Below are 25,041 nucleotides of genomic sequence, written 5' to 3' on the forward strand. Positions count from 1 at the left end.
GAGGGCATGCGTATCATGGAAAAAGAGCGCCGAATGATTCGCGCCGAGGCTTGGAAAGCTTTCGGAGCAGACGCCAAGGTTTTTCTTTTCGGGTCACGCGTGGATGATGCTCGGCGAGGTGGAGAAATCAATCTGCTGGTGGAGACAGGTACGGTGGGCCATGCCCCCTTTTCTAAGCCCAGCTCCGGTTTTTGGCCAGGGTCAAGTTGGCTCTTGGGGAACAAAAAATCGACGTGCTAGTGGATTACCCGGCTCGGACGTGCCGTCCTGAAATTTGCGTATCGCATGGGTCCAAGGGGTTATGTTGTGGTTTTGAACAACAGTGATGTCGATGCGTTGCGGTCGAAAATTTGGGATAGCGTACTTTCTCTGAACGGTCGCGGATGCGAACAGAAGTATCGTCAAAAGAAGACCTGACCCCATGCGCATGGAGTCGGGTTAATCGCAGTGAGATCAGATTCACGGAATAGCTCAAGGAACATCAGCCACCATGCCACTTATGAAAAAACGCATTCTTCTCGTCTTTGGCACCCGTCCGGAAGCCATTAAAATGGCGCCACTGGTCAAGGAACTTCAAAAGCACCCGGACACGTTCGAGACAGTGGTGTGCGTTACGGCCCAGCATCGGCAAATGCTGGATCAGGTGCTGCATATTTTCGGGATTGTGCCGGATTATGACCTGGACATCATGCAGGCCGGTCAAGATCTCTACGATGTGACTTCCAGGGTTCTGCTGGGCATGCGCGAGGTTCTGAAATCAGCCCGGCCCGATGTGGTCCTGGTACACGGAGATACCTCCACCTCCACGGCAGCGGCATTGTCCGCGTTCTATCAGCAAATTCCGGTGGGGCATGTCGAGGCGGGGTTGCGCACGGGGAACATATACAGCCCGTGGCCGGAAGAGATGAACCGCCAGATAACCGGCCGCCTTGCTTCCTTGCACTTCGCGCCAACCCCTCTCAGCAGGAAAAATTTATTGGCCGAAGGAGTCTCTCCTGAATCCATCCATGTGACGGGCAATACGGTCATCGATGCCCTTTTCATGGTTGTTGAGCAGATCAGGAAGAATGGGCTTGGGGATGATCTCCAAGCGGATCTTATTCGCCGTTTCCCCGCGTTGAAGCCCGCCTTGGCAGGTGAGCATTCGCCGAGTTCCCGTCGACTTATTCTGGTCACAGGGCATCGGCGTGAAAATTTTGGGCAGGGGTTTGAAAACATCTGTCATGCCCTGGCAGAGATTGCGACCATGCATCCAGATGTGGACATTATTTATCCTGTCCACCTCAACCCCAATGTCCAAGAGCCGGTGCGGCGAATTCTCCGTGAGAGATTGAACATATATCTGATTGACCCACTGGATTACCTCCCCTTTGTTTTCCTAATGAGTCGCTCTTTTGTGATTTTAACTGATTCGGGTGGAATTCAAGAGGAGGCACCTTCTTTGGGCAAACCAGTGTTGGTTATGCGCGAGACAACAGAAAGGCCAGAGGCAGTCGAAGCGGGGACAGTAAAGCTTGTGGGGACCGACATCGAGGTAATCCAAAGAAATGTATGTGATTTGCTGAATGATGATGCGGCCTACAAGCAAATGACGCGAGCAATCAATCCCTATGGTGATGGTAAAGCCGCTGGGCGGATTGCTTCGAATTTGTAGAGTGTTTTAGGTTGATGACTATAAATTATTCCGCAGTAATTTAAAAAAAACTTATTAATTTTATTAGGTTATTTAATATGAATAAAGTTGGAATAGTTTCTTATTACAAAAATATCAATTTCGGATCAGTTTTGCAGGCATGCGCTATGCAAATGATTATCAGAAAACTAGGTTACGATTGCGAACATATTAGATGTTTTTTTGGGCAGAATAGAAAACAGAAAATTATAGCTTTGCTGGCAAATCCGAGCCAGTTTTTAAAAAACAAATTTGCATCATATTTTCGAAAGATAACTTGTCCAGAAATTGCGGTGCGCCGTAATAAATTCCATCAATTTGTTGAAGAATTTATAAAAGAGAGCACTAAAATTTATTCACCAAATGACGTGACTAAGACTAATGAAATTTATGAAGTCTTTGTATGTGGCAGTGATCAAATATGGGCGCCAAACCAATTCAACGAGTTTTTTTACATCGACTTTATTTCAGAGAAGTCGAGAAAAATCGCTTACGCCCCTAGTATCGGACTCCCGTTAATTCCGGATCACCTTAAGGGAAGGATGGCATCATTGATTTCCAATATCGGTTATCTTTCAATCCGTGAAAAGGAAGGTTCGGCTATCATTCGCGAATTGACCGGCCTTGATATTCCCGTGGTCTTAGACCCTACCTTGATGATCGACAAAACAGAGTGGTTGGCAAAGGTTAAAAGTTCAATAGCTCCAAAGGAACCTTATATCTTGTGCCTTTTTCTTGGAGAAAATCATCAACATAGACAAGCTGTCGAAACCTATCGAAACTATAAAGGGTACAAAATCGTTGTTATTCCTTTTCGTAAAGGTGACTATTCATGGGGTGATATATGTCTGGCTGATGCCGGTCCCCTCGATTTTATAGATCTGGTGAATAATGCAGCTATAGTTTTTAGTGATTCATTTCACGGTGCTGCATTTGCATTGAATTTGAATAAGCCTTTTGGAGTATTTATGCGTTTTGCAGAAGATCATCCAATTTGCCAAAATTCTAGAATAAGAAATTTATTAAGTTTATTTTCTCTCCAGAAACGTCTTGTTCAAGACAAGATGGTGATAAAAGACATGGATGAATGTATAAATTATGCTGCTGTGAATACAATATTAGACAAGGAGCGGTCTAAGTCACTAAAATATCTGGAATCTGCACTTGTAGATAGTTGTTCCAAGCGCAAAAATTATGTACAAGCCTAAAATTTTATGTTTAACGCTACATGAATGTACAGGTTGCTCTGCCTGTTCTAATGCTTGTCCTCATGGGTATATTCAACTCGTAAGCAACGAGGAAGGTTTTTTGTATCCATCTGTGACGGATCAATGCTTAGGTTGCGGTTTGTGTGATAATTCCTGCCCCATTCTAACCAAACAGACGGAAATCGTGCCAGAAATTGACCAACACGCAGTGGCGGCCATTTCCCTTGATCCTGATATTCGTAGGGCAAGTTCATCGGGAGGGGCGTTTTCCGAAATATGCAAAGCGTATGGTGATCAAGAAACAGTTGTTTTCGGTGCCCGGTTTGATGGTTTGTGCGTGGTTCACTCCTTTGTAATAGGTATAGAAAATATTGGTCCCTTCTGTAAATCAAAGTATGTGCAAAGCGTGATAGGGGATAGCTTTTCCGAAGCTAAGAAATTTTTAGAAAAAGGGATGAAAGTTATATTCAGCGGTACTCCATGTCAGATCGCTGGTTTGCGAGCATTTTTGGGAAAAAAATTTAAAAATCTTTTATGTATTGATTTCATATGCCACGGTGTAGGAAGCCCTAGCGTTTTTGCAGATTCTTTAAAAGCAATTGAAAAAAAAATTGGAAAAAAGTTAGTTAGCTATTCGTTTCGAAACCGCATTCAACGGATGGGTAATTGGCACGATTTCGTTTGTCGTTATGAATTCGAAGACGGAGAACATCTATTGGAGTCATCTGATCCTTACCAAAGTTTCTTCCTCTCCCAATTGTGTTTGCGAGCAACATGTGGAGAATGTTGTAAATTTCGAAATCGCAACCGATTAAGCGACATCACTATTTCGGATCTTAAAGGAAAATTTCATATTTTCCCGAGAATGATGGATCACCGGAACTTTTCAACAATTGTATGCAACACCCACAAAGGAGAATCTGTTTTTCACGATATGAAATCTGTCATTAAATTTTTTCCGTTGAAGATGGAAGAATTAGAGCAATTTAATCCTCTTTTCTTTAAAACAACAAAATCAAATTCGAGCAGAGAAAAATTTTTTTCCGCTTATACGAATCTAGATAATTTTGAATCTCTAGTGATTCAGTTTTGTAAATCAAATATAAAATGTAAAAGAAAAATTAATAATTTACTTCCTTTTCATTTAAAAAGATTATTAAAAATAATCTATAATGAATTACTGACTTTCAAAAAATTATATAAACAAAAATTCGCTTGTTTGAAAAATATTTCGATCAGGTCTAAAAAAGCGAATGATTAAGATGGTTGAAAGTTCAAGCCAAAAAGTAGGAATAAAAATTTTCCGTGGTGCAGCAGCAACTGTTTTGTCACTAGTAGCAACAACCATTATTGGCTTGGTGATAATGCCGATAGTAGTCAATCAACTTGGAGACAGACTTTACGGTGTTTGGGTTTTGATAGGCACAATAACCGGATATTTTGGTTTTTTGGATTTAGGGCTCTCAAAAGCAGTCATGAGATTTGTTTCTCAGTCCTTGGGTAAGGGGGACAAGGTCGCGGCTGATGACTGGATCAGCATAGCCCTGGCCAGTTTCGCAATTTTGGCTATAGTCAGTTTGTTTTTGAGTATTGGGGTGTGGCTACTTGTCCCTTGTTTTTTGTCTGGCGCGGAAGATGCAAAAGTCATTTCTTTAGCTTTGCTGATTGCTCTTTTAGCTTTTTCGGCGGCGCTACCCGCCCGATGTTTTTTGGGTATCTTGGAGGCTCATGTCAGAAAAGATATCGTTTCGCTCATTCATGTTTTGACCAATATTTTTCGTGCAGGCACTATGTTTGTGGTCATCTCATATAAAGGTTCACTGATTGGGTTGGCCATGGTTGCAGCTATATATACAGTTTTTGATGGTTTCTTAATCATTTGTTTTGCTCGACGCGTACATGGTCCTTTCAGATTAAATAAAGCAGCATTGAATATCGAAAATTTAAAAGTTTTTTTCGGATACGCATCATCTTCTTTTGTCACCCAAATTACTGATATCATCAGGTATAAATCATACCCGATGATTATTACACCTTTTCTCGGCCTTGCAGCATTGACCCCTTTTGCTATTGCCGAAAGGTTGACCCAAATGCTTATTTCTCTATGTAATGGTATATTGCTAAATTTATCTCCTGTTTTCAGTCAGTTAGAGGGCGCGGGCGGTGTAGAAGGGAATGAAAAATTGAAACGTTACTATTTCTTTAGTTATAAATTTTCGTGCTATCTAGGAGTGTTTGCTGTCGGAATGACAATGATGCTCGCAAGCCCTTTTATAGAGAGATGGATGGGCGCGAAATATTTGAATGCTGTCCCAATTCTTCATGTTTTATTGATCGGCATTTTTTTTTCTTTGATACAAATTCCAACACTTTGTTTTCTTTTTGCAGTTTCAAGACAGAAATTTTATGCAATTACAAATACTATTCATTCAGTAGCGTCTATTATTCTATGTGCAATATTGGTTATTCCTTTTGAACTATTAGGTTTAGCATTTGGTATTTCAGTTGTAACTTTTTTTGTGAAATTTTTTCTTCAGCCAATTGGTGTTTTAGGACTGATTGATATGAAACTGATTAATTATCATATAAAAAAATCTTTGCCGAATATTATCATCCCGTCTATTTTTATAATTCTATATTATTTTTTTACTAAAAAATATATTCAACCAAATTATTCGATAATTTTTTTGATTGGATTATTTGGAAGTCTTTTTTTCACTTTATATATATGTGTGTGTGGGTTTAATAAATGTGAAAGATCAATGCTTTTGCGTGCAATCAAACCAGCTTTGTTTTTTTTGAAATAGATTAATTTTTAAAATTTAGAAAAATTGTATGAAACAAAAATTTTAACATTTTTTATAGTAATAATGATATTGATACGTTAAATTTTTTTTGTCTTTAGTGTAATTCCATATCAAAAGCGAATTTGCAGTGTGTGATCATTCACTTCGAATTAACTGAAAATAAATTGAGAAATATATATGAACATTGGTATTGTTACAACTTGGTTTGAGCGTGGTGCCGCGTATGTTTCTAAAGCCTATGAGCAAGCGTTAAGCAAGGAGTTTAACGTATATATTTATGCTCGAGGCGGTGAAGTTTGCGCTAAGGGTGATCCTGTTTGGGATCGGCCAAACGTCACATTCGCGCCAGGTTGGGGAAGTCGGATTTATCAAGGCGATTCATCGATGTCGAGAACACATTTGTTTTCTTGGATTATTCGAAATAAAATCAAAGTTATTATATTCAATGAGCAAAGAGATTTTTCAATAGTAAAAGATTGTTCAAAATTTGGTGTAACGGTGGGTGCATACATAGACTATTATAAGAAAGATACAGTTAGTAGTTTTAAATGCTATGATTTTTTATTGTGTAATACAAGAAGGCATTTGTCTGTTTTTAATTGGCATAGAAATTGTTTTTTTATTCAATGGGGGGCAGATACTAAATTGTTTCAACCTGTAAAAAATAATTACTTGACAAGAAAAGAGGCTGTATTTTTCCATAGTGCTGGCTATGGTGGGTTTAATTGCAGGAAGGGTACAGATATTCTTATTAAATCCTTTCAGAAAGTTAAAGGGCCATCTCGGCTAGTTATTCATTCACAGGTGCCCATCGCTAAGTATGGAAAAGATATACAAGAAATTGTTGAATCGGATGAGCGGATTGAGTTTTTGCAAAAAACAGTTCCTGCTCCAGGTCTTTATTATTTAGGCGATATATATGTATATCCCTCTAAATTAGAAGGTATTGGTCTTTCTGTTTCTGAAGCGTTAAGTTGCGGACTTCCTGTTATCACAACGGATACTGCTCCAATGAACGAGTTTGTGACGCCAGGCTATAACGGAAATTTAATTAAAGTAACTGCACATATTAAAAGAAGTGATAATTATTATTGGCCTGAATCCGTGATAGATGAAAGGGATTTGGTTTGTAAAATGCAGAGTTATATCGACAAGCATGATTTAATTGATATTCAAAAATATAATGCAAGAGAATCAGCTATTAATTATTTTGATTGGAGTAAGAATTCTGGACAATTGTGTGGATATATAAAAAAAGTTTGTGTATACAGGAAGCCTACTAAATTTTTTTTGTTCTTAACTGTTAAATTTTTAATACAGGATTTTTTAAGGTTTTCTTTATTTAAAATCCATAAATTAATTAAATATTTTCTTTTATTGAGTAAGTCTTATTGCGTTTCAAAAATAAGCCGTAGATGTGATATAGTTTAAATCCGGCGGATAAGGTGAAAGAGAAGTGGCCCCGAAAATTTACACAAGCCTTTAGGTGGAAACTCTGCTAGCCCGGACACCTTCAAACGGAATTGATCAGGGAGCAGAGAATGACCAAGCGGACGAGACGGAAGCACTCAGCAGAATTCAAGGCCAAGGTAGCGTTAGCGGCGATGGCCGGGGACAAGACACTTGCCGAGTTGGCGCAACGTTTTGAGGTGCATCCAAACCAGATTACCGAATGGAAGCGACAGCTCAGCGAGCGGGCTGCTGATGTCTTTGGCAAGTCCGCCCGGAGTGAGCCTCCCGTGGATTTGAAGGTGCTTCATGCCAAGATCGGCCAACTGACGCTGGAGAACGATTTTTTAGAAAGCGCACTCAGCAAGGTGGGATTGCTGAGCGCAAAGCGATGATCGACCGCGAGCACGAGGTTTCAATCAAGCGGCAGGCCGAACTGGTCGGGATAAGTCGCGGTACCGTGTACTATCAGCCTCGGCCGGTGAGTCCCGCCGACTTGGCGCTCATGCGCCGCATTGACGAGCTGCATCTTGAGCATCCGTTCATGGGTGCCCGGATGCTTCGGGATCAACTGAATCGCTCAGGGGGCGCTGTTGGGCGTAAGCATGTCGGCTCGTTGATGGCACGCATGGGGATTGCTGCGCTGTACCGAAAGCCCGGCACCAGCAAGAAGCATCCTAGGCACAAGGTATATCCATATCTGCTACGAGGGCTGCTCATTGAAAGAAGCAATCAGGTTTGGGCTCTGGATACGACCTACATCCCAATGGCCAAGGGTTTCGTGTATCTGACCGCAGTCGTGGATTGGGTCAGCCGAAAGGTCTTGGCGTCAAAGATAGCGATCACCCTGGAGGCTTGCCATGCGGTCGATGTGCTTCAGGAGGCCTTTCGCCGCTATGGCGCTCCGGAAATCGTGAACACGGATCAAGGCAGTCAGTTTACGGCGATCGAGTTTGTAACGGCTGTCAAGGACATGGGTCGTAAGCTGAGTATGGATGGCCGAGGAGCCTGGCGTGACAACGTTTTCGTTGAGCGCCTTTGGAAGTCGGTGAAGTACGAACGGGCATATCTGTACGCCTACGACACGGTGAGCGATGCCCGGAAGTCGATCATGGAATACATGGATTGGTACAATCAAAAGCGGGCGCATTCAAGGTTGGGCAAGAAAACGCCTGACGAGACTTACGCCGAACGAATGTCGCCAGTGAGAGTGGCAGTGTAAGAAGAGCGGAGGTTCCACTTAAGAAACGGGCAAACGTGTTCAAACGAACCGAACCACTTCTATATATCGTCGACAAATAAAGGTTGTTATACTCAACGACATAATTAATTGCGCATTTGATAAAATCATGGCATCGGAGATCCATGAAAGCACTCACAATTACCGATGCCGAAGACATGATTATGGCTATCCAGGACGAAATTCGCCGTACCGAGGAAGCCCGTTACGATCACCGCCTCCACGCCATGCTTCTCGTCGCCCAAGGACAGAGTTGCAGAGAGGTTGGAAAGATCTTGGGCGACGCACCCCGAACTGTCGCGTACTGGGTCAACAGGTTTGAAAATGAGGGTTTTGCAGGTTTGGTCGATGGAGAGCGGCCCGGGCGTCCCCGTCGACTCACCAAAGAGCAACTCGCCGCAATTGAAACGGCCCTGCGAAAAGATCCTGGCGAATTCGGATTGCAAGGCCTTTGGGATGGAAAAACCCTTTCGTGTTTCATTCAGGACCAATGGGGCATCTCCCTTGGCGTTCGGCAGTGTCAGCGCCTTTTCCGGCAACTCGGTTTTCGACTCCGCAAGCCTCGACCGAAAATTGAGCACGCTGATCCCGCCCAGCAGGCGGAATATAAAAAAACTGCTGAGATTTCTGAAGAATAAACGGATCGATATCTGGGCCTTGGACGAGGTCAGGTTCGAGCAGCATGGATCCAGGTGCCGCATGTGGATTCCGAAAGATGTGAAAGACCCAGTTGTACTCCATCATCCGACAAGAAAGAGCGTGGGATATTTCGGAGCAGTGAGAATCAGAGATGGCAAGTTCGTCTATCGCCGAGAAGCAGACAAGTTCAACGGGGAGACATTTTTCAGCTTCCTCAAATACTTGCGCCAAATCAGCTCGCACTCGGGAAGGCGGGTTGTGCTGATCGTCGACAACGTCAGATACCACCACGCTCAACTTCATGCTGAATGGAGACTGGATTGCCATAAGAAATTTGCGCTGGAGTTTATGTCGCCCTACAGCCCTGAACTCAATCCCATTGAGCGGGTTTGGAAAATCACGAGGAGAAAAGCTACTCATAATCGATACTTCCCCAAACTGGAGTATGTGATCAATGCCGTGGAAAGTGTGTTCGACCGATGGCGTCATGGTAGCGAAATTCTCCGGAAGATATGCGCAATAAATTAAGTCGTCACCTATAGATGCTAATGGATAATCCCGAAGTTGAGTAGTTAATGATGAAAATTCTTCACATGGTTAGTGGCGATCTGTCTGGAGGGGCGGCCCGTGGCGCTTATTGGTTGCACCGAGGATTGCTTGATCTCGGTGTAGATTCTGTTTTGATGAATAATGGAAGATTATCTTCGCCCGACAAGACAGTTGTTTCGGTAGCGTCAACAATCGCCCAAAAAGCCAAATTTAAATTGATCGCGCAGTTGGGGATACTGCCACTGCGTCTGTATTTAAATCGTAATCGTTGGATTTTTAATACTGGTTTCGAGGGTTTCAATTTTACTCGTCATCCTGAATATAAGAAAGCAGATTTGGTTCATTTGCACTGGATCAATGGTTTGGTCGCAATGCGTACTCTTCGAAAAGTAAAAAAGCCTGTCGTCTGGACTTTGAGGGATATGTGGCCGATGACAGGTGGCTGTCACTACGCTATTGCAGATAATTGTCAACGATATGTAACAGGATGTGGACGATGTCCTCAGCTTAATAGCTCACGCGAGTGGGATTTAACTAGGCTCATTGTAAAAAATAAATGTGCTTCATTTCAGAAGGGAATGCATATCGTTGGAATTAGTCGTTGGCTAAGTGATTGTGCTCGCCGATCTAAAGTTTTTAATGGATTCACGGTTGAGACAATTAGTAATAATATTGATACAAAGGAATTTTATCCTGAAGATCCTTTCATCGCACGGAAAGTGCTGGGTTTGCCACTCGACAAAAAAATTGTACTGGTTGGATCTCAATCTGTTGATGATTTTTATAAAGGTTTCGGTTTGTTTGTTGATGGGATTAACTTATTAAATCGAGATGATGTACATGTTGTTTCGTTTGGTCGAGGGTCTTTATCAGATTTCAAGATTTTAGGAAAACCTCGTACATCATTTGGCTTCTTATCGGATATCATTTCTCTTCGACTTGTATATTCTGCTGCGGACGTATTTGTCGCTCCTTCGAGAATGGATGCATTCGGGAAGACGTTAGCTGAGGCGATGGCTTGCGGTACTCCTGTTGTGTGTTTTGATGCCACTGGAACAGCTGATGTTGTCAGTCATAAGCTAACAGGTTATAAAGCGATACCTTTTGACGTTTCTGATTTACGAGATGGGATTCAGTGGGTCTTGTCAGGAAGCAAAGCAGAGAGTTTGCTGCTTCGAAAAAATGCGAGGGAGAGATGTGTAAAAAGATTTGATTCTCTCGTGATTGCCCAGCAGTACATTAAAATTTATCAAAAGCTTTTGCATTCGTCCAGATGGTAGTTTTTCTGTGTTTTGTTATGCACGAAAAACGAATTTCTTTTAAAAAACGGGTCGACCAGATATTCAATTAATTTCGATAGATTTCTGTTTAAACGACTTCGCGAGCAATCCTGGCAGTCGAGGAAGAGTGCGTTAATATGAATACAGAAGATTTTGATACAAGAGTGCCCTTGATTTCCATAGTCACCGCTACATTTAATAAAGCCCAAGATCTTCCTCGCCTCATCGAGAGTCTTCGCAGCCAAACAAATAAAAATTTTGAATGGGTAGTGGCTGATGGTGGGTCGACTGACGGGACCCTTGAGCAGTTAAAGCAGGTTTTAGATATGGATGTAGTTTTGGATTCTCGTCCTGATTTTGGTATTTATGATGCTTTGAATCGGGCAATTGAGTTATGTTCAGGTGATTACTATCTCGTAGTTGGTGCAGATGACATGTTAAACCAGGATGCAATTGAGTTATTTTACATTTCTATTGAAAAAAATTCTCCTGATTTTGTGTCTGCGCTCGTCCGTACTGATTGTGGTTCTATAATTTCTCCGGAAAAAAAATGGAAATGGTTTTATTCTCAACGTGCTTATATAGGCGCACACGCTGTAGGTACTTTGATTAAAAAATCTTTACATGATAGTTTTGGATTTTACTCAAAAGATTTCCCGATTGCCGCAGATCAATTTTTTGTACGCAAAGCATGTGATGCTGGTGCGCGAATTTCATATTCAGATTTTATATCTGGTATTTTTGGCACTTCTGGTGTGAGTAATATTGATTGTTCAGGGATGCTTACGGAATCATTTCGTGTTCAGTTGCGGTGCGGTGAAAATAAGTTTATTCAGATTGCTTTATTACTAATCAGGCTTATAAAAAATTTTAAAAAATTATGAGTTTTGCTTTAAATAAGCACCATGCAGATGTGTCTGTTGTAATTCCATGTTACAATTCGCAAAAAACAATCTTGAGAGCTCTCAATTCTATTTTTAAACAGACTCTTTTGCCTCGCGAAGTTGTCATTGTAGACGATTGTTCTACTGATCAGACTCTCAATGTTTTAAATGATTTTTTTTGTAATTATAAAGGTTCTGTAAGGATTCTGATAGAAGAAAATCCTGTTAATAGGGGCGTGTCTTTCACTAGAAATAAAGGCTGGGATTTGTCAACATGTGCTTTTATCGCATTTCTTGATTCTGATGATTCATGGTTTTGTAATAAAATCGAGATTCAGTATGGATGGATGTTGAGAAAAAGAGCCTGTCATTTTTCTGGTCACAAATGCAGTTTTGATAAAAAGTATAATTTTGAATTTGATAATATAGTTTTTACCAAAATATCTCCATGGAGAATTCTCATTTCAAATCCGTATCCAACCCCGTCGGTGATGCTTCGTCGCGATCTTCCTTTTCGGTTTGATGAGAGTCTAAAGAGGCTTGAAGATCAGCTTTTGTGGGCAGAAATAGCAATGTCTGGGTATGGTTCTTCTTATTGCTCCACGCCGCTGGCATTTGTGCACAAGGCTGCCTATGGAGATGGTGGGCTCAGTAAAAATATTATAAAAATGGAAATTGGCGAACTGAAAATGTATTATACTTTATACAAGAAAAAATATTTGAATATTTTTTCTTGTATTTTTTTCGAGATATTTTCTTTGTGTAAATTTTTTAGAAGAATTGTTCTGTTATCTTTCCGCAAGATATTTTTTTAATGTTATGAAAAATTCTATTACGGTCTCTATTGTCAGCCATAATCAGTTTTTATTGGTTGAAAAGTTACTTGATGATTTGAGTGCGCACTGTGCTCATGATATTAGTGACGTAATTCTAACCATTAATGTAGAAGAACATGTTTCTGATGTGAGTGTATACAATTTTCCTGTTCAGATCATTAAAAATTGTACTCCTCATGGCTTCGGTGTAAATCATAACGCTGCATTCAAACAGGCAAGAGGTGCCTTTTTTTGCGTCCTCAACCCGGACATCCGCCTTACCATGAACCCCTTTCCGACTCTGCTCGACCTTATTCATCACTCAAATGTTGGGGTTGTTGCTCCTCGAGTGGTCAACAACTCCGGCCAAAGGGAAGACAGTGAGCGCAGATTTCCCACTCCGTGGGAGCTTATGAAGAAGATTGCCGGCGGAAAGTCCGCCGTCTGGTCCGACGCGCATCCTGTTTCTAGCCCCGACTGGATCGCAGGTATGTTCATGCTTTTTCCGCGATCAGTATTTGAAGAACTCCACGGCTTTGATGAGCGCTATTTTCTCTATTACGAAGATGTCGATCTCTGCGCCCGTCTCGCCCTGGCCGGATATAAACGGCTTGTCTGTTCGGACGTTACTGTCGTACATGATGCCCGCCGCAGCAGCCATGGGAATCTTCGCTATGCGGCCATGCATCTGAAAAGCATATTTCGATTCTTCTTTTCCGATGCGTATCGTGAGATACGAAAATTATGAGCGTGGTGTTCTGCTGAGAGAAATTGCCACGTAATTGCAACCTTCACGCTACCTCAAGGCGCCATCATGACCTCTTCCTCCCGCTTTTCCCTTTCCCTTAACGGTGAATTTTGGCTGGCCTGCTTGCTGGTTGTGTTTACGACCGTTTCGATCCGCCTCACCGAGTTGCCGCTTTGGCTCAACGAGGCTTTTATGGTGAGTGGCGAGCACCTTATGGCCACGCATGACGCTTATGTTTGGCTTGCTGGCGTAAAAGGCATCGGCAACTTCATAAATGATCCGTTCACGCGCATTCTGAGCCTTCTCCATAATGCTTCCGGTATTCCACTGGCGAGCATCGGGTTCTGGTCCCCCATTATTTTTATTCCCCTGCTTGCCGTTCCCGTTTGTCTGTTGGCGCGGTTTCTGCGCCTACCCGAAGGAGGGTTGGTTTTTGGCATTCTGGCTACCGCAGGTTTAGGTTTTTTGGTTCGTACCCGCCTGGGGTTTTGCGATACTGACATCGTGAATCTCATTTTTCCCGTGGCCATGGTCAGCACACTTGCTCTTTGGCTCGATGGAATGGACTCGGCGAATCGGACGGAGGATGCGGCACGACGGTACAAGCAGATGGGCTGGGCTTTGCTGGTGGGCATATTGGGTAAAATGTCGGTTTATGTGTATCCCGGCAGTTCGAGCATTCTTCTGCCCGCGTTCGGGTTGGCGGTTTTGATTGGGCTCTGGCGGTCGCATCGCGAAGACCGTTTCTTACTGGGCAATGGGTTACTACTTATTTTCGCGGTGCTTTTTGCTGGCTGGCAAGGTGGTCTGCTGGTCGGAGCCTGGGCCATCTGGGTGATGATCAAAAAAGATATGCCCGCTGGCGTTCAGTTTGGCGGAATTGCGGTTCTGTTTGTGGCGGTTATTTTCCTTGGGAACTTTTTTGAGATTGTCCAGGCGCTTGTCTACCGCCTCTATCTTTACACCAAGGTAGGCACGCCCGACATGATCAGCAATGCGACGGGCTTCAAACTGCCTGACATCGCCCAAAGCGTCCGCGAGGCTCAAAATCTGGATTGGACCCTGATCGGCCCGCGCTTGGGCGGGAATTGGGTTGTTTTTGTCTTGGGTATGCTTGGCTTCGGTTTTGTGGCCTGGCGTCGTCACGCGCTCCTCGTCTTTTTGCCATTTCTGGCCCTGGGCATCGCTAGCGTGAAGTTTGGAAATCGCTTCGCGATGTACGGCACTGTCGGTGTCGGCATGGGGTTGGGGCTGGGTCTTAGTGAATTTTTGCAAGTGCTCGGCCAGAGTCAGGGCCGGCGCTGGATTGCGCAATTGGTCATGGCCTGCGTGGTCTTGTGGCCATCAGCCGTTTTCATGCAGGAGGTCGGGCCTGTTCCAGTACTTCCCCGGACCTATGCCGAGACGTTCGTGGAATTGCGGGATGCGACTGAGACGGATGCCTTGCTTTGGCAATGGTGGGACTATGGCTATGCTGGACAGTATTATGCCGAAAGGGCGACATTTGGAGATGGTTCTCGGCAGTCTGGCCCATGGCTCTATCCCTTGGCTCGTGTGCATTGCGCAGCTTCGCCGCGCGAGGCTGCGCAGCTCATACGCTATTTCGGGCAGGCCATGCTGGATTCGGGGTCCATGAACAACACGGATGCTCGCACGGCTTTGTTTAGAGGCAATCCTGTTACCGAAATCCGCGAAATGGATCTTGCTCAGGCGCAAAAGTTTTTGTCCGACCTTGTCGTGGATGATGCGAATTGGCCCACGACCATGCCTAATTATTTCATTGTTTCCTGGGAGAACCTGCGCTTGGCGTCCTGGATCAGCTACTATGGAAACTGGGATATTGCCTCCGGAACCAGCGCGCCGGGCAAGATTCAGCAAGTGCGCGGCGAGGTTCGTATGGATTCGGCAGCAGGCACGTTAGTGGTTGGCGGCAAGTCAACGCTCCTTGATTCCATGGACGTAGTGGAGGATTCCGGAACAAGGCATTTCGAGTGGCCCAACGGGACGGGGATGCATGTTGTCGTCAATCAGATGTCCCGTCAGGTTTTTCTGATGGACGCCAAGATGTACCGGTCCATGATGGTGCAGATGCTGCTTCGCCCGGCATCGGATTTTGCGGAGGAATTCACCCTGGTCGTGGACAATTCTCCGTGGACCAGAACATATAAGGTGCGGTAGTGGGTCCGGTTTACGTCTCTTAAATGATTTGTAGGCGCGATTGTTGACAGCGTAAGGAATAATCCTTACTTTGCGTCTAAACAATCGGGAGAACGTTCCATGAACACCATTCACGAAGTGGCGACGGTGACCTCGAAAGGTCAGATCACGCTGCCTAAGTCCATTCGGCAGGCCCTGGGAGTCGGTTTCGGAGGTAAGGTGTCCTTCAGGCTGCGCGGAGACGAGGTCGTCGTCTCACGCAGCGAGGAGGCCGAGCACGAGGATCTGGCTATTGTCCGTTTTCTGGCGCTTCTGGAAAGGGACATCGAAGCCGGGCGCAATATCCGGCCTCTTCCCGGAAAGCTTGCGGAGAGCATGGCCGCGGCCCTGGACCTTCCTGTCGATGAAGACATCCAGGGCGATGTGGAGCTATGATTGAAAATCATGGCAGGAAACTGTTTTTCCACGAATGCATGCTGGAGCAGATGGAAAGGCTGGAGGCGGCGGCGGTAAGGGCCAGGCGAAGTGACCCTGAAGGTTATGCGTCCAACGCCAATGTGAAACTTTTTACAGCGGTTTCCCGCCTCGTCTCCGAGACGATTCCTTCCGATCCGTCGCGTCCAGAGTATCGCCTCGGGATGACCATGGGGGCCGCCTTCCGGCATTGGCGCAGGGCCAAGATCGGAAGGCGGTTTCGCGTTTTTTTCCGGTACGATTCCGCGTCCCGCGTGATCGTCTTCGTCTGGATCAACGACGAACAGACCCTGCGCTGCGCTGGCGGCCGGTCCGACCCGTATGTGGTGTTCGGCAAAATGCTGTCGCGCGGCCATCCGCCGGATGAATGGAATGCCCTCCTGGCCGCCTCCAAGTCAGAGGAGCGTTGAGTTGCGAAAGGGATGTCCGGCGCAAGATGATTTGCCTGTCTGTGGGAGGGGTCGGATGAGCGCTTCATTCCCCAAGCGCGCCCTGGTCACCGGCGCGTCAGGGTTTATCGGTCGCGCCTTGTGCCTGGAACTGACAAACCGGGACTGGGATGTCGCGGCCATGCTGCGAAGGCCGCAGACCGGGCCGTGGGGGCATGTGCTGGAATGCGACTTGGGCCGGGATGAGATCGATCCTCAAAATCTTGACGGCGTGGACACGATCTTCCATCTGGCGGGAAAGGCGCATACGCGCGCTAGAAATGCCGCCGAGAAGGCCGAATACGAAGCCGTGCATGTGCACGGTACCCGTTCGCTGCTGCGTGCCGCCAGGCAAGCCGGAGTACGCGCTTGCGTACTTCTGAGTTCAGTCAAGGCCATGGGCGAGGGCGGGGTTGAGGCCTGGGATGAGTCTACACCATGTTCCCCACAGAATCCTTATGGCATCACAAAGCTCGCAGCCGAGCGTATCGTGCTCGAAGAACTCCCGCTATCTTGCTCGGTGGTTCTGAGGCCTACCCTCGTTTATGGTGCCGGGAGCAAGGGCAACCTTGATCTGATGATCCGCGCCGTGCAAAAGGGAGTGTTTCCGTCCGTGGCCTTTCCTGCCAACGGACGTTCCATGATTCATGTGCAGGATGTCGTTCAGGCTTGCCTGCTTGCGGCGACAAACCCTGCTGCATGCGGGCAGGTTTATGTTCTCACCGATGGCAACGAGTATTCGACAAAAGAGATGCTGGCCTGGATTCACGAAGCTTTGGGTAAAAAAAACGGTCTTTTCCTCCCTTTTGGTGCGCTGGAAGTCTTGGCCGCTCTTGGTGACATAGCGGAGCGCTTCGGAATCCGTTCTCCATTCAATCGGGACCGGTTGGACAAGCTGGCTGGCTCGGCTCGCTATTCCAATGCAAAAATTTGCCGTGAACTGGAGTTTGCCCCATCCTGGGATTTGCGCAGAGGTATCAATGAAATGGTCGAAGGGTTGAGGCGCAAGTGATGGGGAATATACTGTATTTATTTGCGGGAGTATTGCTGAGCATTCCCTGCTGCATCCTGATTCCCCGTTTTTTGACCCGAGCGGGTTTTCTGGACATGCCGGGGGAACGCAGCTCCCATGTCAGGCCCACGCCAAAGGGTGGTGGCGTGGGCTTTGTACTGGCCTTTGCTTGGGTCGGTCTTGCGGTTGGGTTGCCCTCGTTCTTCTGGCTTCCGATCGTGGCCTTGGCGGTTTTGAGTTTCGTCAACGACCTGCGCAGTATTTCCGCCGGAACGAGGTTGATTGCACAGTTTGCGGCCGCTTTGTTCGTCTTGGGCAGTGCATGGTGGACGGGTCTTGTGTCTTGGCCTGTCTTGGCGCTTTTTCCCGCGTTTTTTTTCGTGGTCGGCACGACCAATTGCTACAATTTCATGGATGGAATCAATGGATTGGCCGGAATCACCGGTCTGATCGCCTTTGCGTGTCTCTTGACCTTTGGAGAAATGGCGGTTTCCCTGCCTGATTTCACGTATCCGACAATGGCGGTAATCGGTGCAATCCTGGCTTTTTTGCCATTCAATCTGCCGCGAGCCCGGCTTTTCATGGGCGACGTGGGCAGCATCTTCCTGGGTTTTCTTTTTGCGGTGATCGTCTGTCTGCTGGCTCGCTCACGGACAGACTTTCTCGTTTTCGCGTCCTTTCTGTTCCCATTCTATGCGGATGAGGCTGTGACTGTGGTTGAGCGATTGTGGCGCGGCGAATCGCTCCTTGCACCGCATCGAAGGCATCTGTATCAGTTTCTGGCCAACGAGCACGGAATTGCGCATTGGAAAGTGAGCACGGCTTACGGAGTGATCCAGATTTTGGTGGCTTCGCTGGTGGTGATCGGAGGCGCGCATGGCTTTTGGTCTGTGCTGGGTATTGATGTCGTCCTGCTGCTACTATGGGCGGCGATTCACTGTTTTTTCAAACGAAAATTTTATTTCGAACACAAGGATAGCTGATGGAATTATCTCAAATTTTCAACTATTTGCTGAAAAAGAGAAATCTATTCCTAATGCTTGCAGGAGAGTCCGCTCTTTTTGGACTGGCTTTACTCATATCTTACTCCCTTCGTTTTGAGTTTGACATTCCCGAGCCTTTTTTGAGGCAAATGTTCTCCCTTCTGCCTGTAGTAGTGGCTTTGAAAATCGGTTTTTTCTGGATGACCGGCCTTTATCGCGGCATGTGGCGTTATACTGGGCTACCCGACCTCTGGAAGATCGGCCGGGCCGTTTTCATGGCTGAGGCGGCGATGATTCTTTATGTTGCATATATTTCGCATTTTCGGGGGTATCCCCGCTCGGTTTTTATCCTGGATGCGCTTTTGGCGTTTGTTTTCGCCTGTGGCGCGCGGGTGCTGATCCGGTCTTTGTATGAGATAACGTCAAAACCCGGTGAGTGGCGGAACGTGTTTCTGCCGGATAATTTTTGCGCTTCGTCTTCAGGCACGCGAGTTCTTGTCATTGGCGCTGACGACGATGGCGCGCGCATTGCCAAGGAAATACTGGAAGTACGCAATTCCGGTTTGCGTCTCGCGGGATTTGTCGACAATAATCCCGATCGGATTGGAAGGAGAATTCATGGCTTGCCGGTTTATGGCCCTCTTGAGGATTTGCCCCGTGTGGCAGCCATGGCTTGCGCGCAGGAGGTGCTGGTCAGTGCCGGACAGCAAGGGGCGCGACTGCGTCAGATCATGAAGGCTTGCGAGGCGGCCCAACTCGGCATCAAGAAACTGCCAGCCCTGGCGGATATTGCCAGTGGCAAGGTTTCGATCAAATCGCTGCGGGACGTGCGTTACGAGGATTTGCTTGGTCGCGAGGAAGTGCGGCTCGACGAAGAGGAGATTAAGGGCTACCTGCGGGACAAGGTTGTCCTGGTTACAGGTGCCGGCGGATCCATCGGTTCCGAGCTTTGTCGTCAGATCATTCGGTTTGAGCCTCGCCAGTTGGTTCTTTTTGATGCCGGCGAAGAAAATTTGTATTCAATCGAGATGGAACTGCTGCACCAGCACGGTTTTACCCGTTATGTCACGGTGCTGGGGCAGGTGCAGGATGCGTCCTTGATTGACGCCGTTTTCAGTACTCATTCGCCACAGGCTGTATTCCATGCCGCAGCATACAAGCATGTGCCCATGCTTGAATGCAATCCTTGGCAGGCTGTGACCAACAACATCATTGGCTCCCGTACGGTCATGGATGCTTCGGCCAGGCACAAGGCTGAGCGTTTTGTCCTCGTGTCTACCGACAAAGCCGTGCGCCCGACGAATGTCATGGGCGCATCCAAGCGTGTCGCGGAGCTTATCATGCATGGATACCAAGGCGGCCCGACAAAGTTCATGGCTGTGCGATTCGGCAACGTGCTTGGCTCATCAGGTTCGGTCATCCCTCTTTTCAGAGCTCAAATAGAGCGCGGCGGCCCCGTCACGGTCACCGATCGGGAGGTGACCCGATATTTCATGACCATTCCGGAAGCGGCGCAGCTTATCGTTCAGGCGGGAGCGTTGGGGCGTGGAGGGGAAATTTTCATTTTGAAAATGGGCCAGCCAGTGCGCATCGCCGATCTTGCCCGAGACCTGATTGTTCTTTCAGGCAAGGACCCGGCGGAAATCAAGATCAAGTTCACGGGGCTTCGCCCCGGTGAGAAGCTCTATGAGGAGCTGATCACCGAGGGTGAGGGCATTGTTGAGACCGGGCATGAGAAGATTATGGTGCTGGCGGCCAGCGTTATGAACGGCCTCTCGGATGAACAGTATCGCTCCCGACTTGAAGAGCTGCTCTGCGAATTGGAAAGTCAGGGGGCGCAATTCATGGGCGAAGAGGTTAAAAAAATACTCGGCCGCATAGTCCCTGAATATTGCGCGGATGGAAATTGCAATTCAGCCGTCTGCGGTTGCGTTCTGACGGAAAAATAAGAACTTTCGAGAATTCTCTTAATCTTCTGGCTGAGCCTGAAACTGAAGCGTGTAAAGCCGGTTGTAGATCGGACATTTTTCCAACAACTGCTGATGGTTGCCCACTGATTTGATCTGCCCCCCATCCATGACCACGATTTTGTCGGCCGTGAGGATTGTCGACAGGCGATGAGCGATGATCAGACTTGTTCTGCCCGCCATCAGGTTTTCCAGCGCCTTCTGGACAATCCGCTCGGATTCCGTGTCCAGAGCCGATGTCGCCTCGTCGAGGATCAACAATGACGGGTCCTTCATTATGGCTCTGGCGATGGTCAGACGCTGCTTTTGTCCGCCTGAGAGCTTTACTCCCTTTTCTCCGACTATCGTGTCATAGCCCTGCGGCAGTTCCATGATGAAGTCATGGGCATAGGCCGCTTTGGCCGCCTGCTCAACCACCTGCTGATCCAGTTCCGGTCGACCGTAGGCGATGTTGTCCCGCACTGAAAGATTGAAAAGAAATGGATCCTGCGAAACAATGCCGATGCCTGTGCGCAGGCTGGACAAGGTGTAATCCTTCAAGGGGAGGCCGTTTAAGCGGATGACTCCCTGCTGGCAGTCGTGAAAACGGGGAATCAGATGTATGAGAGATGTTTTTCCTGCCCCGCTCTGGCCAACAAACGCCACCCGCTGGCCTGCCTTGATTTCCAGATTGATGCTTTTGAGGGCTGGCTCCTGGGTGCCGGGATAGGAAAAAGATACATCCTCAAATGAAAGCGAAGCAAACGGCGGAACATAGACTGTGTCACCGCCAGACTCTTCGACCAATTCCCTGGAATCCAGAATCTCAAAAACGCGTTCGGCTCCAGCCATGGCCTGTTGAATGGTGTTGTTGGCCTGGCTTATGGACTTGAAGGGGTCGTAGAGCATGACCAGTGCTGTCATGAAAGAAAAGAATTCTCCCGGCGTGCTTTTGCCGGCAATGACCTGACTGCCTCCATACCAGATGACCAAGCCAGCGCCGACGGCTCCGATCAGCTCCATTATTGGAGATGACAGCTGGTTGTAGACCTTGCCTTTGAGGCCGATACGTAAAAGTTTAGAGCTTGCCTCGCTGAACTTTTCCTTTTCCATGTCCTCAGTGGCGAAGGCCTTGACCACGCGCAGGCCATTGAAGCTTTCCTGCATGTATGAAGAGATATCCGCAATCTTGGCCTGATAGTTTCGTCCCACTTTTCTCAGTTTTTTTCCAAAATAGATCACTGGATAAACAGCCAAGGGGAAGACCAGGCAAGCCCAAAATGCAAGCTGCGCATCCCGGTAGATGAGGAGGGCCACCAACCCGACCATGGTCAGGCTGTGCTGGATGATCCTGATCAGTTCCGGCAGGCTTGAGCTGATCAGATTAACGTCGCTGATGATCCGGGACATGAGCATGCCGACACGTGTTTCCCCGAAAAAATCCACCGGTAGGCAAATTATCTTTGCGAAAAGTTCATACCGAAGCCGCTCCAGCACTTTAAGTCCGCAATAGGACATGAGGTATTTTTGAACGAAAAGTCCCACACCTTTACCCAGGAAGAGCGCCACAAGCATGATGGGAAGCAGCATGAGCGAAGAGCGATCCTTGTCGATAAAGATCTTGTCCAGAGCGGGCTGGACAAGATAGGCCGCCCCAGCGGTGCACAATGCTACCAGACCTAGGGCGGCGAAGGACGCGATTACAAGCATTTTGTAGGGCGCAAAATAACTCATGCAGCGGCGAAGCAGATGTACGGTTTCATTCTCAAGAAGTTTTGTGATATTCATAGGTTACGACAGGGTGACGCCCATCTCCTTATAAAGTTTTTGAAAGTAGCGATTGACTTTCTGACGGACGAAACATGGGTGTCGCAGCCAGAATTGTCCGCGAAAACGTTCGCGTCCGGTTTGAAAGTCAATGATGACTGGATGGCTCGGTGATTGGACCAAAATGTTGCGGCGAACAATCCCGAAATGGTCGATGCTGTTCGCCAAGAATACTTCCTTGCGGATACGCTCCATCACGGTCCAGAATTCGGGCGTAAGCTGTCGCGTATTTTTGACCAGATTGGGCGCGGGCCCGCCTTGATCGTCGTGGACTATACGCATGAGCAAAGCCTTGCGCCCGTCTTCTGCTATTTCAACGCCACGCATGTCCACAAAATATTGGCGCAGGTCTTCCGGGCAGACGGCCATGATCTTCTGGTAGTTGGCCCATTCGTAATCCAGAAAATCCTCAATGCCATATTTTTGAGAGACAATGACGTTGGGGTCGGGCTGTCCGCCCTGAAAGCGTCTGCGGGGTACCAGGATCTTGGCACAGAGCTCTGGATGATCCTGAACAGACATAATCTGGCACCAGCCACCCTTAATGATTTGTGGGCCGAGTTTGATCATGGATGATTTCCTTTATGTGAGCAATCCGCGATGCCAGTCGAGGATGGTTTTGGCTCTGTTTGTCCATGTGTGACACATTGCGGACCGTAGCTGGTTGTCGCGCAGGCGTTCTTTGTTCTCGGGAGTCATGGTCAGCAACCGGTTGATCTGCGCGCACAAAGACTCAAGTGACCCAGGCAAAAACAGGAGACAATTTTCGTCATGAGTCAGAAATGGACGCAGTACAGTGAGGTCCGATGACAGAATTGGCTTGCCCGTGGCCAGATATTCGAAAAGCTTGAGCGGTGACATGTAAGGAATCAGATCTCCCTTTGGCATGTAAGGCATGACCAGCATGTCCGCGTCTTGAAGGATCGAGGGGATTTTCTTGTGTGGCACACTTGGGTGCATGAATAGATTGTCGCATTTGCTCTTCTCGGCCAGCGCTGCCGATTGCTTGGCGTTGCCACCGATGATGATGAAATTGACATGTCTCATCCGCGATGCCGCTTCGGCCAAAAAAGTTGCGCCTTTTTCGGGGCTCAACGAACCTGTGTAAACCAGCGTGGGACGATCGTATATACGTGGACCGAACAGATGGCCGAGCCCACCGGCCACTGCTTGGGAAAAAATCGCAGGATCCACCCCGTCCGCAGATGTCATGAGCCGTCTTTCCCGCAGGCCCGCTGCGAGGTACGAGTCGGAGATCTCCTGAGAGATTCCCACGATTCCGGCAGTGCTTGATGCATTCACGGCCTGAATGAATTGAGACATGGGCACTTGCTTGGCGTCTCGTGAAAAAACATGTGATTCAAATAGGACTGGTGCATTTTGTTCGGCAAGCTTCCAGGCGACCGGTGCACTTCGGGTGAAGATCTTATCTTTAAATGTGGACGGGATTTTTCGCAGCACGTTTTCCTCAAAGCCATGCCCAGACTGTGAAACGAAATGAACGCGCACATTGTCTGGAATCGAAAACCCGTAGTTCGCGAAGAGTCTCCCTGTCCATAAATACAGACGCTTGGTGAATCCCCCAGGCAAATAGGCGTCGAGGCGTTGAACTAGTGGTGCAAAAGCGCAAATCATGTTCACAACCTGCACGGAATTTGCGTGCCTGGAGGGGATCTTGGACTTGGCTATGTACAGGTACGACTCGTCGCTCATCGGCGGTGTTCCTCTCCGATTCCGCTGGCTGCGCCGACAAGAAGAAAAAGCAGTCCTGAGACATTCAAGGAAAAGATGTTTACGTGCAGTTGCGAGTTAAGCAAAATCAAAGCGATGCTGGATAGCAATGGAATGGCCGCAGGGTTGGTGCTCCGGAGTTGCCAGCAGTTTCGCAAAGGAAAAAAGAAAATAAGAGAAAAAATGGCCATGCCGATGATTCCGTTTTCGCTCAGGAGATGCAAGGGCAAGTTGTGAGCGTCTTCGAGATTTTCATATGCTCCTTCTTTAGGATGACTTGCTCGGTAGGTTTCGACATGAGGAGCCGCAGCCTCTTTGAAGGTACGAAAGCCGCTTCCCGTCAAAGGATGGGTCTTTATGATTTCAACCGCCGCATACCAAACCGTAAGTCGTTCTCCCTGGCTGGCGAGGAGATGGCCAGGGCGAAGATCGAAGCGTTCTGCTTTTCCGAATAGAAAAATGATGCAGACGATGGCCGCTAACCCTAAGACGATGGCCCGGAAACTCCTGCGCGAGGCGAGCAGAAAACCGCAGCAGATTAGGAGTGCGGCCAGAGTCATGCGTCTTTCCGTCACCAGTAGTGCGGACAGGAGGATAATGCCCGCCGTCATTGTGAGAAGGCGTGAGCGGTATGACGAGGCAAAAATGAACTGTGTGAAACAGACCATGCATCCTACCGCGACAAAAAGAGCTGTCCGGCTTACGTTGCGGAACGTCAGTTTCAAATATTGCAGATCAAGGCCGAGATTGTCGATGTGTTTGATATCAAACGCGAGAAGTAATTGTGCCACGAGCATGACTCCCGCCAATGCGAGGGCTGCGGCCAGAATGTCTTTCTGGACGGTTTGATGGCGAAAGAGGATAAACGCTTTGCCGAGGACAAGCGGGATGATCCATCCATAAATGATACCTGTGCGGGCTACGTCGCCGGGGCCTATGATATTTATGAAAGAACAGTATAGCCCGAATGTCAAAAGTGATAAAAGTGATGAATCCCATAGGAACTGCCGTAAGTTTGAGGATTTTCCGAGCATGACAGCTGAAACGATCAAGGCAATCGCGCCAATAGGTTCCGAAGCAGATGGATTTAAGCAAATAGCCGTAAAATATATGCAAAGTAAAAATATAAAAATACTATGCGGAGTAGTATCGCTGGTATGAAGAGTATGTGTCATGTTTATTTAAATATTAA

General features: G+C 47.2%; 23 protein-coding genes. 19 read left to right on the forward strand and 4 right to left on the reverse strand.

Going from position 1 to position 25,041, the window contains the following annotated elements:
* Positions 1–6: 6 nt before the first annotated feature.
* The 19 genes from BMZ40_RS01040 to BMZ40_RS01130 all read left to right on the forward strand — a co-directional run bounded on the left by BMZ40_RS01040 (position 7) and on the right by BMZ40_RS01130 (position 20,294).
* The gene (locus BMZ40_RS01040) at positions 7–240 is read left to right on the forward strand and encodes a nucleotidyltransferase family protein (RefSeq protein ID WP_218143731.1); all 234 of its coding nucleotides are present in this window, start codon (positions 7–9) and stop codon (positions 238–240) included.
* Positions 241–499: 259 nt separating this feature from the next.
* A complete protein-coding gene (gene wecB, locus BMZ40_RS01045) occupies positions 500–1,654 on the forward strand; it encodes a non-hydrolyzing UDP-N-acetylglucosamine 2-epimerase (protein WP_092372479.1) in 1,155 nt (384 codons plus the stop codon).
* A gap of 77 nt (positions 1,655–1,731) precedes the next feature.
* The gene (locus tag BMZ40_RS01050) at positions 1,732–2,880 is read left to right on the forward strand and encodes a polysaccharide pyruvyl transferase family protein (protein ID WP_092372288.1); all 1,149 of its coding nucleotides are present in this window, start codon (positions 1,732–1,734) and stop codon (positions 2,878–2,880) included.
* Entirely contained in the window at positions 2,867–4,141 is a 1,275-nt protein-coding gene (locus BMZ40_RS01055; RefSeq protein ID WP_092372289.1) for a Coenzyme F420 hydrogenase/dehydrogenase, beta subunit C-terminal domain, read from the forward strand. Before BMZ40_RS01050 ends, BMZ40_RS01055 begins: the two co-directional genes overlap by 14 nt.
* On the forward strand, positions 4,134–5,687 hold the full coding sequence (locus BMZ40_RS01060; protein WP_092372290.1) for an oligosaccharide flippase family protein: 1,554 nt from the start codon (positions 4,134–4,136) through the stop codon (positions 5,685–5,687). Before BMZ40_RS01055 ends, BMZ40_RS01060 begins: the two co-directional genes overlap by 8 nt.
* 177 nt (positions 5,688–5,864) lie before the next feature.
* A complete protein-coding gene (locus BMZ40_RS01065; protein ID WP_092372291.1) occupies positions 5,865–7,118 on the forward strand; it encodes a glycosyltransferase family 4 protein in 1,254 nt (417 codons plus the stop codon).
* A 110-nt stretch (positions 7,119–7,228) separates the two neighbouring features.
* A protein-coding gene (locus tag BMZ40_RS01070) for an IS3 family transposase (protein WP_245750990.1) occupies positions 7,229–8,358 on the forward strand; the annotation gives its coding sequence in 2 pieces (ribosomal slippage) (positions 7,229–7,487 and positions 7,487–8,358; 1,131 coding nt in all).
* Positions 8,359–8,501: 143 nt separating this feature from the next.
* Entirely contained in the window at positions 8,502–9,014 is a 513-nt protein-coding gene (locus tag BMZ40_RS19995; RefSeq protein ID WP_092372293.1) for an IS630 family transposase, read from the forward strand.
* A 19-nt stretch (positions 9,015–9,033) separates the two neighbouring features.
* Positions 9,034–9,543, forward strand: a complete 510-nt coding sequence (locus BMZ40_RS20000) for an IS630 family transposase (RefSeq protein ID WP_281243763.1) — start codon at positions 9,034–9,036, stop codon at positions 9,541–9,543.
* Between the two features lie 47 nt (positions 9,544–9,590).
* Positions 9,591–10,844, forward strand: coding sequence for a glycosyltransferase family 4 protein (locus tag BMZ40_RS01085; RefSeq protein ID WP_218143732.1), 1,254 nt, complete (start codon positions 9,591–9,593; stop codon positions 10,842–10,844).
* Positions 10,845–10,981: 137 nt separating this feature from the next.
* Positions 10,982–11,728, forward strand: coding sequence for a glycosyltransferase (locus BMZ40_RS01090; protein ID WP_092372295.1), 747 nt, complete (start codon positions 10,982–10,984; stop codon positions 11,726–11,728).
* Entirely contained in the window at positions 11,725–12,543 is an 819-nt protein-coding gene (locus tag BMZ40_RS01095; protein ID WP_092372296.1) for a glycosyltransferase family 2 protein, read from the forward strand. Before BMZ40_RS01090 ends, BMZ40_RS01095 begins: the two co-directional genes overlap by 4 nt.
* Before the next feature lie 4 nt (positions 12,544–12,547).
* Entirely contained in the window at positions 12,548–13,291 is a 744-nt protein-coding gene (locus BMZ40_RS01100) for a glycosyltransferase (RefSeq protein WP_092372297.1), read from the forward strand.
* Positions 13,292–13,357: 66 nt separating this feature from the next.
* Complete coding sequence (locus BMZ40_RS01105; RefSeq protein WP_092372298.1) at positions 13,358–15,469, forward strand: STT3 domain-containing protein; 2,112 nt, start codon at positions 13,358–13,360, stop codon at positions 15,467–15,469.
* A 99-nt stretch (positions 15,470–15,568) separates the two neighbouring features.
* On the forward strand, positions 15,569–15,883 hold the full coding sequence (locus BMZ40_RS01110; protein WP_092372299.1) for a type II toxin-antitoxin system PrlF family antitoxin: 315 nt from the start codon (positions 15,569–15,571) through the stop codon (positions 15,881–15,883).
* Positions 15,880–16,332, forward strand: a complete 453-nt coding sequence (locus BMZ40_RS01115; protein WP_281243760.1) for a type II toxin-antitoxin system YhaV family toxin — start codon at positions 15,880–15,882, stop codon at positions 16,330–16,332. The genes BMZ40_RS01110 and BMZ40_RS01115 overlap by 4 nt, the downstream gene beginning before the upstream one ends.
* 55 nt (positions 16,333–16,387) lie before the next feature.
* Positions 16,388–17,362, forward strand: a complete 975-nt coding sequence (locus BMZ40_RS01120) for an NAD-dependent epimerase/dehydratase family protein (RefSeq protein WP_177192950.1) — start codon at positions 16,388–16,390, stop codon at positions 17,360–17,362.
* Positions 17,363–17,508: 146 nt separating this feature from the next.
* Entirely contained in the window at positions 17,509–18,345 is an 837-nt protein-coding gene (locus tag BMZ40_RS01125) for an MraY family glycosyltransferase (protein ID WP_177192951.1), read from the forward strand.
* The gene (locus BMZ40_RS01130) at positions 18,345–20,294 is read left to right on the forward strand and encodes a polysaccharide biosynthesis protein (RefSeq protein ID WP_092372301.1); all 1,950 of its coding nucleotides are present in this window, start codon (positions 18,345–18,347) and stop codon (positions 20,292–20,294) included. Before BMZ40_RS01125 ends, BMZ40_RS01130 begins: the two co-directional genes overlap by 1 nt.
* Before the next feature lie 18 nt (positions 20,295–20,312).
* Here BMZ40_RS01130 and BMZ40_RS01135 read toward each other — a convergent pair whose 3' ends face one another.
* The 4 genes from BMZ40_RS01135 to BMZ40_RS01150 are packed head-to-tail and all read right to left on the reverse strand — an operon-like array spanning position 20,313 to position 24,901.
* On the reverse strand, positions 20,313–22,079 hold the full coding sequence (locus BMZ40_RS01135) for an ABC transporter ATP-binding protein (RefSeq protein ID WP_092372302.1): 1,767 nt from the start codon (positions 22,077–22,079) through the stop codon (positions 20,313–20,315).
* Positions 22,080–22,082: 3 nt separating this feature from the next.
* Positions 22,083–22,640 (reverse strand): hypothetical protein, encoded by a 558-nt coding sequence (locus tag BMZ40_RS01140; protein WP_143075499.1) that lies wholly within the window; start codon positions 22,638–22,640, stop codon positions 22,083–22,085.
* A gap of 60 nt (positions 22,641–22,700) precedes the next feature.
* Complete coding sequence (locus tag BMZ40_RS01145; protein ID WP_092372304.1) at positions 22,701–23,831, reverse strand: glycosyltransferase; 1,131 nt, start codon at positions 23,829–23,831, stop codon at positions 22,701–22,703.
* Positions 23,828–24,901, reverse strand: coding sequence for an O-antigen ligase family protein (locus BMZ40_RS01150; protein WP_177192952.1), 1,074 nt, complete (start codon positions 24,899–24,901; stop codon positions 23,828–23,830). Before BMZ40_RS01150 ends, BMZ40_RS01145 begins: the two co-directional genes overlap by 4 nt.
* Positions 24,902–25,041 lie beyond the last annotated feature (140 nt).

Source organism: Desulfomicrobium apsheronum, from assembly GCF_900114115.1.
Taxonomy (GTDB): domain Bacteria; phylum Desulfobacterota; class Desulfovibrionia; order Desulfovibrionales; family Desulfomicrobiaceae; genus Desulfomicrobium; species Desulfomicrobium apsheronum.